At 61.8% G+C, this 15,703-nt stretch carries 12 protein-coding genes; 4 read left to right on the forward strand and 8 right to left on the reverse strand.

Annotation, left to right across the window (positions count from 1 at the left end; translation table 11 throughout):
• Positions 1 to 107 precede the first annotated feature (107 nt).
• From E4O92_RS17550 to E4O92_RS17585, 8 genes are all read right to left on the reverse strand, one after another.
• Complete coding sequence (locus tag E4O92_RS17550; protein WP_135190950.1) at positions 108 to 1,337, reverse strand: tetratricopeptide repeat protein; 1,230 nt, start codon at positions 1,335 to 1,337, stop codon at positions 108 to 110.
• Positions 1,338 to 1,407: 70 nt separating this feature from the next.
• Positions 1,408 to 1,839: an ExbD/TolR family protein gene (locus tag E4O92_RS17555; RefSeq protein ID WP_206076899.1), complete on the reverse strand. Its 432-nt coding sequence runs from the start codon at positions 1,837 to 1,839 to the stop codon at positions 1,408 to 1,410.
• Positions 1,840 to 1,902: 63 nt separating this feature from the next.
• A complete protein-coding gene (locus E4O92_RS17560) occupies positions 1,903 to 2,331 on the reverse strand; it encodes an ExbD/TolR family protein (protein ID WP_135190951.1) in 429 nt (142 codons plus the stop codon).
• Positions 2,332 to 2,334: 3 nt separating this feature from the next.
• A complete protein-coding gene (locus E4O92_RS17565) occupies positions 2,335 to 3,243 on the reverse strand; it encodes a MotA/TolQ/ExbB proton channel family protein (RefSeq protein ID WP_206076900.1) in 909 nt (302 codons plus the stop codon).
• 79 nt (positions 3,244 to 3,322) lie between these two features.
• Positions 3,323 to 3,976, reverse strand: coding sequence for an energy transducer TonB (locus tag E4O92_RS17570; protein ID WP_135190952.1), 654 nt, complete (start codon positions 3,974 to 3,976; stop codon positions 3,323 to 3,325).
• A 579-nt stretch (positions 3,977 to 4,555) separates the two neighbouring features.
• Positions 4,556 to 6,079 carry a SpoVR family protein gene (locus E4O92_RS17575; protein ID WP_135190953.1) on the reverse strand — a complete coding sequence of 508 codons (1,524 nt, stop codon included), beginning with the start codon at positions 6,077 to 6,079 and terminating at the stop codon, positions 4,556 to 4,558.
• Between the two features lie 10 nt (positions 6,080 to 6,089).
• Complete coding sequence (locus E4O92_RS17580) at positions 6,090 to 7,361, reverse strand: YeaH/YhbH family protein (protein ID WP_135190954.1); 1,272 nt, start codon at positions 7,359 to 7,361, stop codon at positions 6,090 to 6,092.
• 247 nt (positions 7,362 to 7,608) lie between these two features.
• On the reverse strand, positions 7,609 to 9,531 hold the full coding sequence (locus tag E4O92_RS17585) for a PrkA family serine protein kinase (protein ID WP_135190955.1): 1,923 nt from the start codon (positions 9,529 to 9,531) through the stop codon (positions 7,609 to 7,611).
• 573 nt (positions 9,532 to 10,104) lie between these two features.
• On the opposite strand from E4O92_RS17585, the gene E4O92_RS17590 reads away from it, so the two are divergent.
• From E4O92_RS17590 to E4O92_RS17605, 4 genes are all read left to right on the forward strand, one after another.
• Complete coding sequence (locus E4O92_RS17590; RefSeq protein WP_135190956.1) at positions 10,105 to 11,121, forward strand: adenosine deaminase; 1,017 nt, start codon at positions 10,105 to 10,107, stop codon at positions 11,119 to 11,121.
• 5 nt (positions 11,122 to 11,126) lie between these two features.
• Complete coding sequence (locus E4O92_RS17595) at positions 11,127 to 13,658, forward strand: ABC transporter permease (protein WP_135190957.1); 2,532 nt, start codon at positions 11,127 to 11,129, stop codon at positions 13,656 to 13,658.
• A 63-nt stretch (positions 13,659 to 13,721) separates the two neighbouring features.
• On the forward strand, positions 13,722 to 14,132 hold the full coding sequence (locus tag E4O92_RS17600; protein ID WP_229483470.1) for a group II truncated hemoglobin: 411 nt from the start codon (positions 13,722 to 13,724) through the stop codon (positions 14,130 to 14,132).
• A 3-nt stretch (positions 14,133 to 14,135) separates the two neighbouring features.
• Complete coding sequence (locus E4O92_RS17605) at positions 14,136 to 15,455, forward strand: DNA recombination protein RmuC (RefSeq protein ID WP_135190958.1); 1,320 nt, start codon at positions 14,136 to 14,138, stop codon at positions 15,453 to 15,455.
• Positions 15,456 to 15,703: the final 248 nt, after the last annotated feature.

The following is a 15,703-nucleotide window of genomic DNA, read 5'->3' on the forward strand; positions in this document are numbered from 1 at the left end:
CGCACCCTACGGCGCGCGTGAACCCATACTTACCGGTGACATAGCCAAAAAAAACGCTGCCTGCGCGAGCAGGCAGCGTTTTGATCGCTGCGTTCGAATCGAAGCGATTACGCCATCGGCTTGTTGATCGCCATGACCCAGTAACGCGCCAGGTCGGCAGCGCCGTTGTCGCCGCCAACGGACTTGAGCGTGCTGATCGCCTGCTGCTTCTTGCCGGCGGCAGCATAGGCCGCGCCCAGGTGCAGCTTGACTTCGTCGACGTTCTTCACGGTGCCCGACTTGATCGCGGTTTCCATGATCTTCAGGCCCTTGTCAGCCTGGCCGGACTGTACCAGGCCGTAGCCCAGCGCGGCCAGCGCGTCGCCGTCCTTGATCTTGGTGAACTCGGCCTCGTCGGTGACGGCATTCTTGTTCTGCTCGGCCAGGGTCTTCTCGGCCAGGTCCTTCAGGCGCTGGTGGCGCGCGGCATCCGGGCCAGTGCCCAGGGCGCCGGCCTTGAAGCCCTTGTCGATCACCTTGACCGCTTCGGCCGGGGCCTTCGACTGCAGCAGCAGCTGGGCCATTTCCATGTACTCGGACGGCTTTTTCATCAGGCCGTTGGCGAATTTGAGGCGGTAGACGTCAACCGACAGGCGGCTGGAGAAGTTCGGCTTGCCCTGTACGCGGTTGAGCAGGTCTTCCCAGTAGCGCGCTTTCGGATAGCCGGCGGCCAGCTTCTCGATGGTGTGGACGTAGCCTGCCTTGTCGTTTTTCTTGAGCTGGACGTTGGCCAGCATGCCCAGCTGGTCTTCGTTCAGGCCGCCGCGCTTTTCGGCAGTGTGCAGTTCGTTTTCGAGCGCGGTCCAGTTACCCTGCTTGTAGTAGTTCTGCAGCAGGTAGGCGCGCAGCTTCGGATCGTCCTTTTCCTTGAGCAGCTTGTCGATCGCGGCATTGGCCTTGTTCAGGTCGCCGGAGCGCATGTAGATGCCGACCAGGCCTTCGGAGAATTGCGAGCGCTCTGCCGGGCTCAGTTTGCCCGAGGCGAGCAGGGCCTCGAAGGCCTTGGCGGCGGCGTCGTTGTCGCCGGCGGCAGCGGCGGCACCGGCGCGGGTGCGCTCGATCAGGTAGTTTTCATCCGGGGTCTTGCCGCTGACTTTGTCAAGTTCGTGCAGCTTGAGCAGCGCATCTTTGTTCTTGCCCTGCTTCATCAGTTGTTGCGCTGCCACCAGTGGGGTGCCCACTTCCGGCCGGAGCGTTGCCGCAGCATACGCCGGGGCCAGGCCGATGACAGGGGTTGCGGCGGTAAATCCGAGTGCGGCCAAGACGAGGCCGAGGTGTGCGAGACGGAACTTGGACATTATCGAAAATCTCTCATTCAAAATAGACACGGCAGGGAATCCCTGCCGTGTATGTCACAGTAGATACGGCTTACTGGAACTGCTCGTTGCCAACCATGCCGATCTTGGTAACGCCGAGACGCTGGGCCGAAGCCATCACGCCAGCAACCACCTTGTACTCGACCAGCTTGTTCGGACGCAGGTGCACTTCCGGCTGCTCGGCTTGCGCCGCGACGTTGCCAAGCTTCGCTTCCAGTGTAGCACGATCTGGCACTGGAGTATTATTCCAGAGGATAGTGCCATCAAAGTCCACGTCGATCGTGACCACCTCAGGCGGCGTCGTCGGCGGCGGAGGATTGCCAACCGGCATGTTCAGATTGACCGAGTGCATCTGCTTCGGGATGGTAATGATCAGCATGATAATCAAGACCAACATCACGTCGATCAAGGGGGTCATGTTCATTTCCATCATCGGTTCCGGATCTGCATTGCCTCCGGAGCTAGAACCGACATTCATACTCATGGTGTTTCCTTTCTAGTGTGCGGTGGCGGCCGCGGCTTCCCGGGGGAAGCCGCGGCGCAGGCCTTAGCCCTTGTCAGGTGGTTCGATAACGAAACCGACCTTTTGCACGCCAGCACGTTGTGCCGTGTAGATCACCCGGCCGACCGACTCGTAACGGGTGTTCTGGTCACCGCGCACGTGGACCGCCGGCTGGGGCACCTTCACCGACTCCTTGCTCAGCATTTTGAACAGTTCGTCCGTGTTGGCCAGATGCTTTTGACCCCAGTAGATCTCGCCATCCTTGTTGACGATGATGTTAATGTCTTCCGGCTTGTTCTTGACAGCCTGGTTAGTCTCGCTCGGCAGGGTGACCTTTTGCATTTGCATCACCACCGGGCTCGTGATCAGGAAGATGATCAGGAGAACCAACATGACGTCCACGAGGGGCGTCGTGTTGATCTCCGACATCACGGTATCTTCATCTCCGCTATCGGAGCCAACACTCATGCCCATGGTTTAGCCAACCTTTTTAGCATTAGCGCCAGCGGCACGTGCAGCTTCGGAAGTCGACATCACGCCCGACACCAGCACCGAGTGCACGTCAGCCGAGAACGAACGCACGTCTTCCATGGCAGCCTTGTTGCGGCGAACCAGCCAGTTGTAGCCCAGAACGGCCGGAACTGCGACGAACAGACCGAACGCGGTCATGATCAGTGCTTCACCGACCGGACCTGCCACCTTGTCGATCGACGCGTTACCGGTCATACCGATGTTGGTCAGCGCGCCGTAAATACCCCACACGGTACCGAACAGACCGATGAACGGCGAGGTCGAACCAACGGTTGCCAGGAACGACAGGCCGTCTTGCAGGCGCGACTGGACTTTTTCCACAGCGCGCTGGATCGACATGGTGACCCAGGTCGACAGGTCGATCTGCTCGAGCAGGGCGCCGTCGTGGTGCTGGGTAGCCTTGGTGCCGGTTTCAGCGATGAAGCGGAACGGCGAACCTTCTTTCAGCTGGGCCGAGCCGGCAGCGATCGACGGTGCTTTCCAGAACTTAGCCGAGGTTTCCTTCGACTGCTTGAAGATCTTCATCTGGTCGAGCAGCTTGGTCACGATGATGTACCAGGAGCCCATCGACATCAGCGACAGGATGATAATGGTAGCGCGCGGGACGAAGCCGCCATTCCACACGGCCGCGGGGCCGAACGGGTTCTCGACTTCTTCTTTCTTGGCAACCGGTGCTGCTGCGTCTGCCGCAGGAGCTGCTGCGTCGGCTGCCGGAGCAGCGTCAGCGGCCGGGGCGCTCGCTGCCGCGGCTGCCGGCGCATCGGCGAAGGCCGGTGCGGACACCAGCGCCGAAGCGGCCGTAACCGAGAACAGAACTGCCGCCAGCACAGCGGACAAACGGGTATTCTTAAACATGCTTCCTCCAAAAATTAAATAAGACAGTTCGCTGAGCAAATGACAACGAATCATAGTTGAGACGGTATCGCTGTCTCGGTTATTCCAGCGACCAGACGTATTGCATTTGCATCCACGCTTGTTCTGGCTTGCCGTCTACCATGGTTGGCTTGAATCGGCACTTTCCGATACCGACTTGCGCGGCCTTGTCCAGGTCGCGGAAGCCACTTGACTTGAGGACCTTGGAATCGACCACCCGACCGTCAACGCCGATCAGGAACTGCAGGGTCACCGTGCCCGTTTCCTCGTTACGCAGCGACGATTTCGGCCACTCCGGCTTGGCGCAGGTGCTGAAATCGGCGACGGCCGGGATCCGTACCGGTGCCGCGTTCTGCACTGGTGCGGGTGGTGCCGGTGGGGTTCTCTGCAGTTCTGTGCTTGCCGGCTTCTGGGTGGTCGCCACGGCGATGGTGTTTTGCACCGGAGGCGGCTGCTGCACCTGTACCTCGACCGGCGGGATGAACGGCGGCGGCGGCGCTTTCATCTCGGGCGGTGGCGGCGGTGGCGGCGTTTCCGGCGGTGGGGGCGGTTTCACTTCCTCGATAATCTTGGTCTCCACTGCCTCCGCCATCTTGGTGATCATGCGCTTGCCGAGACCGTTGATGATCCCCCAGGCGACAATCACGTGCAAGACGATGACAATGGCGATGCCAGTGAAATTCTTCCCCGGTTGCTTCTCGTGCGAAAAATTCATCCTGCTTTCTCCAATACCAACTCTCTTTTGGTTTGCTACTTGAAACCCACAAAACACGACAAAAACTAGGGCCGCATCCCGGGACATCGCGGAATTATACCTACGAATTGTTTTTTGCACAGACATTTTTCATGCGCAAAATTGCACGCTATTTGCCTGAAAATACGGCAAGAACGGCGAGTGTTTTCGGGGCGTTGTGCGGGCCGTTGCGGTCGCGGGAGCTAAACAGAATTGCAATATTGCATAATGCGTCTCCTAGAGGTGTGGAAGATCAAGGGCCGATGGTGCTTTTCCAAATTTTTTCACATTATTCTTGCTTTTGGTCAAACATCGTTTGATGCGGAAGAGATCTTTTTGCAAACTATAGCCATCTCCGGCGAGCCGAGGCGTACAATTGGAAGTCGCTCGTCCGGGGTTGGACAATGCTGAGCTATGAATTGTGGTGATAGCTCGCCGACTTGTTGATATGAGTCAGATAAGACATTTCCCCGAACAAAACGGGGTTGTCGGCAAGGCAAGGGGCGGGGCGCACCGGCGGTGCGTGAGGCGGGGTGGGGCGCGGCGCGCGCCCCGGTCGGATCAGCGGCCGCGTTTCTCGCGGCGGCACTCCAGGAAACTGACGACGTGGCCGGTCGGGTCGACCGTCTCCAGCCGCACGTCGAAGCCCCACAGGCGGGCCACGTGCTTGAGTACTTCCTGCGCCTGGTTGTTCAGCGGACGGCGCTGCACCTGGGTGTGGCGCAGCGTCAGCGCGCGGTCGTCACGCGTGTTGACATGCCAGACCTGGATGTAGGGCTCGCGGTTGCCCAGGTTGTATTGTTCCGCGAGTTGCTGGCGCACGTAGCGGTAGCCCGCTTCGTCATGGATCGCCGAGACGGTCAGCTTGTCGCTGCGGTCGTCGTCGAGGATGGCGAAGAAGTGGAAGTCGCGGATCAGCTTGGGCGACAGGTACTGGGCGATGAAGCTTTCATCCTTGAAGTTACGCATCGCGAAATCGAGCGTCTTGAGCCAGTCGCTGCCGGCCATGTCCGGGAACCAGGCCCGGTCCTCGAGGGTGGGGTTTTCGCAAACGCGGCGGATGTCCGTCATCATGGCGAAGCCGAGCGCATACGGGTTGATGCCCGAATAATAAGGGCTGGTTGCGGCCGGCTGGTATACCACGTTGGTATGGCTTTGCAGGAATTCGAGCATGAAGCCGTCGCCGACGATGCCCTCTTTATATAGTTCATGCAGGATGGTGTAGTGCCAGAACGTGGCCCAGCCCTCGTTCATCACCTGGGTCTGCCGCTGGGGATAGAAATATTGCGAGATCTTGCGCGTGATGCGCACCAGCTCGCGCTGCCAGGGCTCCAGCAGCGGCGCATACTTTTCAATGAAATACAGCAGGTTCTCTTCCGGCTCGGGCGGAAAGCGCTGCGGCGTCACGCTGGTCGCTTCCTCGGCGCGCCGCGGCAGTGTGCGCCATAGTTCGTTGACCTGGGACTGGGCATATTCCTCGCGCTCCTTCTGGCGCGCCTGCTCCTGGGCGATGGACAGCTTGGCCGGACGCTTGTAGCGGTCCACGCCATAGTTCTGGATCGCGTGGCACGAGTCGAGCAGTTCCTCGACCGCGTCGATGCCATGCCGCTGCTCGCATTCCGCAATATAGTTCTTGGCAAAGACCATGTAGTCGACGATGGCGTCGGCGTCGGTCCAGGTGCGGAACAGGTAGTTGCCCTTGAAGAACGAATTGTGCCCATAGGCAGCATGCGCGATCACCAGCGCCTGCATCGTCAGGCTGTTCTCCTCCATCAGATAGGCGATGCAGGGGTTGGAGTTGATCACGATTTCGTAGGCCAGGCCCATCTGGCCGCGGCGGTAGCTCTTTTCCGTCGCCAGGAAGTGCTTGCCGAACGACCAGTGATTGTAGGAGACCGGCATGCCGACCGAGGTATAAGCGTCGATCATTTGCTCGGCGGTAATGATCTCGAGCTGGTTGGGGTAGGTGTCCAGGCCAAAGCGCCTGGCCACGCGTGCGATTTCCTCGTGCGCCTGCTCGATCAGGTCGAACGTCCATTCCGACTGGTCGGGCAGGGCGCGCGGGTGTTTCGGGTCTCTTGGCATGGCTTGCCTCTTACTTGTGTACCTGCTTTTTGAACAACTCACGGAACACCGGGTAGATGTCGGCAGGCGACACGATTTTTTGCATTGCAAAGTTCGCGTGCTGCGCGGCCACCTCGGTGTACTGCTCCCACAGGTTCTGCGGCGGTCCGTCGGTGATTTCGACGTAGGTGTAGTACTGCACGCTCGGCATGATGGATTGGGTCAGGATCTGTTTGCACAGCACTGAATCGTTGTCCCAGTTGTCGCCGTCCGAGGCCTGGGCCACGTAGGCGTTCCAGTCGGCATTGGAATAGCGCTCGCTGATGATCTTGTTCAGCAGGTGCAGCGCCGACGAGACCACCGTGCCGCCCGATTCGCGCGAGTGGAAGAACTCGTGCTCGTCGACTTCGGACGCGGCGGTGTGGTGGCGGATGAAGACCACTTCGATGTGCTCGTACACGCGCTTTAAGAACAGGTACAGCAGGATGAAGAAACGCTTGGCGGTGTCCTTGCGCGTCTCGTCCATCGAGCCGGACACGTCCATGATGCAGAACATCACCGCCGAGGTGCTCGGCTTGGGCACCTTGATCCGGTTGGTGTAGCGCAGGTCGAACGGATCGATGAACGGGATCGCGTGCAGCCGCGTGTGCAGGTGGTGGATCAGGTGCCGCAACTCGACCACCCGCTCGTCGTCGGACGGCGCGCCGCGATCGAGCAGGGCGATGAGCTCGCTTTCCGCGTGGTGCAGCTGCTTGCGGGACGGCCCGCCGACCGCGATGCGCCGCCCCAGCGCGCCGCGCAGCGAGCGCAGCACGTGGATGTTCGACGGCGTGCCCGAGATGTTGTAGCCGGCGCGCTGGTTCTTCCATTCGACGGTCTGGGTCAGCTGCGTCTTCACCATGTTCGGCAGCTCAAGATCCTCGAAAAAATAATTCATGAATTCTTCGCGCGACAGCTCGAAGATGAAGTCGTCTTCGGTCGTCTGTTCGCTATTGCCCGCCTTGCCGCGGCCGGCGCCGCCGCCGCTGCGCGGGCGGTTGATTTGGTCGCCTTTCTGGTATTCGGTGTTGCCGGGGTTGACGGTCTCCCAGACGCCGCCATGGGCGTGGCCGAAATGCGGCTCGTTCACGTCCTTGACGGGAATCGAGACCTTCTCGCCATTTTCGATGTCGGTGATCGAGCGGCCCTTGATTGCGCGGCCGACCGCATCCTTGATCTGTGCCTTGTAGCGGCGCAGGAATCGTTCGCGGTTGATGGCGGACTTGTTCTTGCCCTGCAAGCGACGGTCGATGAGGTAAGTCAAAACGTGCCTCCTGCTGATAATCGCGGAGCCGGGGACGGCCACCCCGATGCCCCTATCTTAATACGCCGCGTGTGGACGTGTGCGGCGCACGTCAGGCAGGGTCGGCGGACGTGCGCCGCGCGGAACCGGGCACGGCTGGCGTGGCGGCAGTGGCCCTGTCCTGGGCGGCCTTGTCGCACACAACAAATTTCGGGAACCGCAGGGGGCGGGGCCGGCCACGAACGCAACCCGGTCCCGCCGCCCCGTCTTACGAGGATTTCCTCACACGCAGGTACCATTCGCACAGGAGTCGCACCTGCTTGGCCGTGTAGCCTTTTTCGACCATGCGCGCGACAAAGTCGGCGTGCTTGGTCGCGTCCTCGGCACTGGCCTTGGCGTTGAACGAAATCACCGGCAGCAGCTCTTCCGTATTGGAGAACATTTTCTTCTCGATCACCGTGCGGAACTTCTCATAACTGGTCCACGCCGGGTTCTTGCCGCCGTTGGTGGCGCGTGCGCGCAGGCTGAAGTTGACGATCTCGTTGCGGAAGTCTTTCGGATTCGAAATGCCGGCCGGCTTCTCGATCTTTTCCAGCTCGCTGTTCAAGGCTTCGCGGTCGAACGACTCGCCGGTGTCCGGATCGCGGAACTCCTGATCCTGGATCCAGAAGTCGGCGAACGTGACGTAGCGGTCGAAGATGTTCTGGCCATACTCCGAATAGCTCTCGAGGTAGGCGGTCTGGATTTCCTTGCCGATGAAATCGACGTAGCGCTGCGCCAGGTGCTCCTTGATATAAGAGAAGTAGCGCTGTTCGGATTCTGGCGGGAATTGTTCGCGTTCGATCTGCTGCTCCAGTACGTACAGCAGGTGCACCGGGTTGGCGGCGACCTCAGTGTTGTCGAAGTTGAAGACCTTGGACAGGATCTTGAACGCGAAGCGCGTCGACAGCCCGTTCATGCCTTCGTCCACGCCGGCATAGTCGACATACTCGTGCAGCGACTTGGCCTTGGGGTCGGTGTCCTTCAGGTTCTCGCCGTCGTAGACCAGCATCTTCGAATAGATGCTGGAGTTTTCCGGGTCCTTCAGGCGCGACAGGATCGCGAACTGCGCCATCATGCGCAGCGTGCCCGGCGCGCATGGCGCCTTGTCGAGCGACGAGTTGCGCAGCAGCTTGTCGTAGATCTTGATTTCGTCGGACACGCGCAGGCAGTACGGCACCTTGACGATGTAGATCCGGTCGAGGAAGGCCTCGTTATTGCGGTTGTTGCGGAACGCCTTCCATTCCGACTCGTTCGAGTGCGCCAGGATGATGCCCTCGAACGGAATTGCGCCAAAGCCCTCGGTCCCCTTGTAGTTGCCCTCCTGGGTTGCGGTCAGCAGCGGGTGCAGCACCTTGATCGGCGCCTTGAACATCTCGACGAATTCCATCAGGCCCTGGTTGGCCAGGCACAGGCCGCCGGAATAGCTGTAGGCGTCCGGGTCATCCTGCGCGTAGTCTTCAAGCTTGCGGATGTCGACCTTGCCCACCAGCGAAGAGATGTCCTGGTTGTTCTCGTCGCCCGGTTCGGTCTTGGCGATCGCGACCTGCTTGAGCACGGAAGGATAGCGCTTGACCACGCGGAACTGGTTGATGTCGCCGCCGAATTCGTGCAGGCGCTTGACTGCCCACGGGCTGGGAATCGTGCGCAGGTAGCGGCGCGGAATGCCGTAGTCCTCTTCCAGGATGGTGCCGTCTTCTTCCTCGCTAAACAGGCCCAGCGGCGACTCGTTCACGGGCGAGCCCTTGAGGCAGTAGAACGGCACTTGTTCCATCAGTTGCTTGAGCTTTTCGGCGATCGACGACTTGCCGCCGCCGACCGGGCCCAGCAGGTACAGGATCTGCTTGCGTTCCTCGAGGCCTTGCGCGGCATGGCGAAAGTACGAGACGACCTGCTCGATCACTTCCTCCATTCCGTAGAACTCTTTGAACGCCGGGTAAATCTTGATGACCTTGTTGGCGAAAATGCGCGACAGGCGCGGATCGAGTCGCGTATCGACCAGGGTCGGGTCGCCAATTGCAGCAAGCATGCGCTCCGGGGCGCTGGCGTAGGTCAGCGGGTTCTTCTTGCAGAGTTGCAGATACTCTGCCAGGGAATATTCCTCTTCGCGGGTGCGCTCGTAGCGGGCTGCGTAGTTGTCAAAAATGGTCATATGCATGTCCTTTAATGTGCTAACAACGATCACTGTCACGGCAGTCGGCGTTGTGCGACTGCCCAGCCCCCGGTCCTTGGCGTACTCCTTCGTTTGGGTCGCTGCGCTTGTCCCGTGCTGTAGTTGGTACGTACACGGGCTCGGCGAGCGTGGTTCTTATTATCCGGATCGTGTCCGGTCTCCCCGCGCGTTCTGAGCGTCTTATTTTGCGTAGTTGAAATTTATTATGTGCCTAATGGTTCCGGAAGTCAAAGCAGTGTCGTGCGCATCGGTTGGGCGGTCTTAACTCATTGATTTGAAATGAAAAACACCATTTTTAGCAGGGCCTCGAAAGCACCCGGAAACAGCGCGGTTCGGGCGGTGGAAAGGCTGCTGAACGCGGCCTCTCGAGCCCCAAAAACGCTGCCCCGATTTCACAAATGGTGAGTTCATATTGCACGATCTCGGCAAGCTGTGGCGCACACCAAATCATGCGCGCTCCACACATATTCTGCTGTGAAATCGGGCCTCGGCGCGCATGCGGTACACTTGTCGGCCATGTCCTACCAAACCGACCTTTGATGGAGAAAAAAGATGCTGAACGAACAGCTTCGCAACATTGTTCAAGGCATGCCGAAGGCTGAACTGCACATCCATATCGAAGGGTCGCTCGAGCCCGAACTAATCTTTGCGTTGGCGCAAAGGAACAGCGTTTCACTGGCTTATCCCTCCGTCGAAGCGTTGCGTCAGGCTTACGCTTTCACCGATCTGCAGTCCTTCCTCGACATTTACTACGCGGGCGCCAGCGTCCTGCTGACCGAGCAGGACTTCTACGATATGACCGCCGCATACCTCAAGCGTGCGCATGCGGACAGCGTGCGCCATGCCGAGATCTTCTTCGATCCGCAAACGCACACGGCGCGCGGCGTGCCGTTCGAGACCGTGATCAACGGCATCTGGCGCGCCTGCCAGGACGCCCCGATCAGCGCCAGTTTGATCATGTGCTTCCTGCGCCATTTGTCTGAAGACGAAGCGCTCGACACGCTCGAACAAGCGCAGCCATTTCTCGACAAGTTCATCGGCGTAGGGCTCGATTCGTCCGAGGTGGGACACCCGCCGGAGAAGTTCCGCCGCGTGTTCGAGCGCGCGCGTGCGCTGGGCCTGCGGCTCGTTGCGCATGCCGGCGAAGAGGGGCCGCCGGACTACATCACCAGCGCGCTCGAGGTGCTTAACGTCGAGCGCATCGACCACGGCGTGCGCTGCCTGGAGGATCCGGTGCTCGTTGAATGCATCAAGCGCGAACAGATCGCGCTGACGGTGTGCCCGCTGTCGAACATCAAGCTGCGCGTGTTCGACGTAATGGGCGAACACAACCTGCGCAAGCTGCTCGATGCCGGCCTGAAGGCGACCGTCAATTCGGACGATCCGGCTTACTTCGGCGGCTACATCAACCAGAATTTCGTGGCGGCGTTCGAGGCCCTGCCGCTCGATGCGTCGCACGCCAAACAGCTGGCGCGGAACAGCTTTGAAGCGTCGTTCATCGAGCCGGAGCAAAAGCGTGCGTTCTTGGCCGAGGTGGACGCGTTCTTTGCGAACGTTCCCGCGGCTTGAACTCCATGTTCCTTCAATCCCTGCGCATGACCGCCCGCGACTGGCGCGCCGGCGAACTGCGCTTTCTGCTGGTGGCGCTGGTCGTCGCCGTGTCCGCGTTGACCGCAGTCGGTTTTTTTGTGGACCGCATGCGCGCTGGCCTTAACCGCGATGCGCACCAGCTGATCGGCGCCGACCTGCTCATCAATTCCGACCAGCCGGTGCGCGCCGACTGGCGGCGCGAGGCGCAGCGCCGCGGCCTGCTGCTGGCCGACACCGTCACCTTCCCCAGCATGGCGCAGGCCGGCATTGGTATGGGCTCGCAGGCCCAGCTGGCATCGGTGAAAGCGGTTTCGAAAGGCTACCCGCTGCGCGGCACGCTGCGGATCACCCGCGACCCTGATGCGGCCGGCGCGGCGCTCGGCACGCCTACTCATGCCACGCCAGCGCCCGGCACCGTATGGGTCGACGCCAACCTGCTGCCCGCGCTGAACACCCACGTTGGCGCAACGCTGCAGCTGGGTGACAAGACGTTCACCATCACCCAGCTGATCGCATCTGAACCCGATCGCGGCGCATCCTTCGTCAACTTTGCTCCACGCGTGATGCTCGCGCTCGAAGACCTCAAGGCGACCGGGCTGGTCGACAACTTCGCGCGTGTGACCTACCGCATGCAGGTCGCAGCGCCGTCGAAGAACGACCGCGCGCGCGTCGACGATTACGAGCACTGGCTGCGAGCCCAGATCAAGGATGGCAGCGTCAAGGGCGTGCGCATCGAATCGCTCGAAAACGGCCGGCCCGAAATGCGCGCCACGCTCGATCGTGCGGAGCTGTTCCTGTCGCTGGTCGGGCTGTTGTCGGCGATGCTGGCCGCTGTTGCTATCGCGATGGCCGCGCGCCGCTTCATGCAGCGGCACCTGGACGCATGCGCAATGCTGCGCTGCCTGGGCATGACCCAGAACCAGGTCTTTGCAATGTACCTGATCGAATTCGCGCTGGTCGGCCTGGCCGGCAGCGTGCTGGGCGTGCTGGTCGGCTTCGGCGCCCATTACGTGCTGCTGGAACTGGTCGGCAAGCTGATGGCGACCGACCTGCCGCCGGTATCGCCGCTTCCCGCGCTGCAGGGCATCGCCACCGGCATGCTGCTCCTGGTCGGGTTTGCGCTGCCGCCGGTTCTCCAATTGCGCAACGTGCCGCACAACCGCGTGATCCGGCGCGAGCAGGCGGCGCCGCAACCGATGGCGCTGGCGACCTACGGCCTGGCCATCGCCGTCTTCGTCGCGCTGCTGCTGTGGCAGGCGGGCGACGCCAGGCTGGCACTGACGACTGCCGGCGGATTTCTCGGTGGCTTCGGCCTGTTCGCGCTCATCGCGTGGCTCGGACTGCGCTCGCTCAAATACCTGCGCGGTGCGTTTGACCACCAGGGCTGGCGCTTTGCGATCACGTCTCTGCAAAGGCGTCCCGCCACCACGGTCGTGCAGGTGGTGTCGCTGTCGCTTGGCCTGATGGCGCTGCTGCTCCTGACCGTCATTCGTGGCGAGCTGATGTCGGCCTGGCGCACGACCATGCCGCCGGATACACCGAACCGGTTCATCATCAACATCATGCCTGACCAAAGGCAGGGTGTGGAGCAGCAGCTGGCTGCGGCCGGCGTCAAGGACGCGGTGCTGTACCCCATGATCCGGGGCCGCCTGGTCGCCGTGAACGGCAAGCCGATCCTGCCATCCACCTACAGCGATGACAGGGCGCGCGCTCTGGCCGACCGCGAATTCAACCTGTCGACGATGAAAGAGCCACCGGCCCAAAACCAGATCATCGCCGGTCACTGGTACATTGATGCGCCCGGCGTGGCCGAGGCCTCGGTCGAACAGGGCATCGCGCGGACGCTGCACCTGAAACTGGGCGACGTGATGCGCTTTGACATGGCGGGGCAGATCGTGGAAGCGAAGATCACCAGCCTGCGCAAGCTGGAGTGGGGCTCGATCCGGCCCAACTTTTTTGTCATCATCAACCCGGCAGCGATGGCCGGCGCGCCGACGACCTACATGACCGGGTTCCACCTGCCGGCGCACGGCGCGGCCTTCGCCAACAAGCTCGCGCGCACCTACCCCAACGTGACGGTAATCGACGTCTCGGGCATCCTCCGCCAGGTGCAGGACGTGCTGGACCAGGTCGTGACCGCGGTCGAATTCCTGTTCCTGTTCACCCTGGCCTCGGGCGTGCTGGTGCTGTATGCGGCCCTGGTGGGATCGACCTTTGAGCGCACGCGCGAAGCGGGGCTGTTGCGGGCGCTGGGCGCCACGCGCGGGCAACTGGCGCAGGCGCAGCGCATCGAGTTTGTGCTGGTGGGTTCGCTGGCCGGATTGCTGGCGGCATCGGGCGCGGCGGCGATGGGCTGGGCGCTGGCCACGTACCAGTTCAAGTTCGAGTGGACGTTCGAGCCGACCGTATGGGCGGTTGGCATTGCGGCCGGCACGGTGTGCGCGCTGGTCGGCGGCTGGCTAGGGCTGCGCAACGTATTGCGCCAGCCGCCGCTGCAAACGCTGCGCGAAGCCTGATGATCGAAGGGTGCGCCACGTCGCACCCTTCCAGGGAACACGGCTATTCGGCCCTGCGGTATCATGGCCGCTATGCCTGACACCGACACCCAAAACCCCACCCTCTACGAAATCATCGGCGGCGAAACGCGCCTGCGCGAACTGGTCGACCGCTTCTACGACCTGATGCAACTGGAGCCGGAGTTCGCCGGCATCCACGCCATGCACCCGGTACCGAACGACAGCTCGCGCGAGAAGCTGTTCATGTTCCTGTCCGGCTGGATGGGCGGTCCCGACCTGTTCGTCGAGCGCTACGGCCATCCGCGCCTGCGAGCGCGCCACCTGCCATACGCGATCGGCACCAGCGAGCGAGACCAGTGGCTGCGCGCGATGGCCTGGGCCCTGGAGGACCTCGGGTTCGACGACGAGCTGCGCGTGCGGCTGATGAATTCGTTCTTCCAGACCGCGGACTGGATGCGTAACAAGCCCAACTGAGCGATGACATCCACCCAATTCCTGATCCTCGCCGCGCTGCTCTGCGTCGCGGTCGTGCTGCAGCTGCTTGCGTTTCTGCGCGCCCGCGGCGGCAGCGACCAGCAGTTCGAACGCATGGAGCGGGAGCTGCGCCACGAAACGCAGGCGAGCAGCCAGGCGGTGCGGCAGGAAGTCGCGGCCAGCCTGGCGCAGTACCAGGCCGCCACCGTGCAGCAGCTCGAGAGCATGCGCCAGCAGATCCAGCTGGTTTCAGCCGCTGGACGCGAAGAGCAGGCGCGCGGTCTGAAGCGTTTTGCGGACACGCTGCAACAAACCCTGTCCGCGCTCACCGAGTCGAACGCGCAGCGCATGCTCGAGGTGCGCGGCACGCTCGAAACCAAGATCCGCGATCTGCAGCTTGACAACGCCAGGCGGCTGGAAGAGATGCGCCAGACCGTCGACGAAAAGCTGCATGCGACGCTCGAGACGCGCCTCACCGAATCGTTCCGCCACGTCTCGGAGCGGCTGGAAAAGGTGCACCAGGGACTGGGCGAGATGCAGCAGCTGGCGGTCGGCGTGGGCGACCTCAAGCGCGTGCTGACCAACGTGAAAACGCGTGGCACCTGGGGCGAAGTGCAGCTCGAAATGCTGCTCGAGCAGGTGCTGACGGTGGACCAGTACGCAAAGAACGTCGAGACCGTGGCCGGATCGAACGCACGCGTCGAATTCGCGATCAAGCTGCCGGGCGTGGTCGAAGGCGGGCCGCCGCTATGGCTGCCGATCGACGCCAAATTCCCGAAGGAGCAGTACGAACGGCTGGTGGAAGCTGCGGAGCGCGCGGATGCGGAAGGCGTCGTGCGCGCGGGAGCGGAACTTGAACGTGTCGTGCGGCTGGAAGCAAAGACCATCTGCGAAAAATACGTGGCGCCGCCGCAGACGACCGACTTTGCGATCCTGTTCCTGCCGACCGAGGGCCTGTATGCGGAAGTGATGCGCAGGCCGGGACTGGCGGACGAACTGCAGCGCGTGCTGCGGGTGACGATTGCGGGGCCGTCGACATTGGCGGCGCTATTGAGCAGTTTGCAGATGGGTTTCCGGACGCTTGCGCTGGAAAAGCGATCGTCGGAAGTGTGGCAGGTGCTGGGCGCGGTCAAGACCGAGTTCGGCAAGTTCGGCGACGTGCTGGCGGCGACCAAGGTCACGCTCGAACGCGCCGCGCGCAATATCGAAAATGCGGAAGTGCGCAGCCGACAGATGGCACGCAAGCTCAAGTCGGTCGAAGCGCTGCCGAACGAGGCCGCGCAGCTGATGCTGGGGACGAGCGGCGAGGACGCCGAGGCCTGAACGTCGCGTCGAATTTGTCGGGTATGGATTTTGAATCAGCCAACATGACGCACACGTACCGCGTGCGCACAGGTGCGCACCCTACGTTTGCATACGCGAACGTTCGCGATCCGCGCACCCGGTCAGCAGCATCGTAGGGTAGGGTGCGCACCCGTGCGCACGCGGACGTTCGATCCGCCCGCACCGTCAGCAGCATCGTAACGTGAATCAACCGCATGTCGAAGGCGTGACTATGCCTCGCCGAAACA

This window comes from Massilia horti (assembly GCF_004614195.1).
GTDB classification, from domain to species: domain Bacteria; phylum Pseudomonadota; class Gammaproteobacteria; order Burkholderiales; family Burkholderiaceae_D; genus Telluria; species Telluria horti.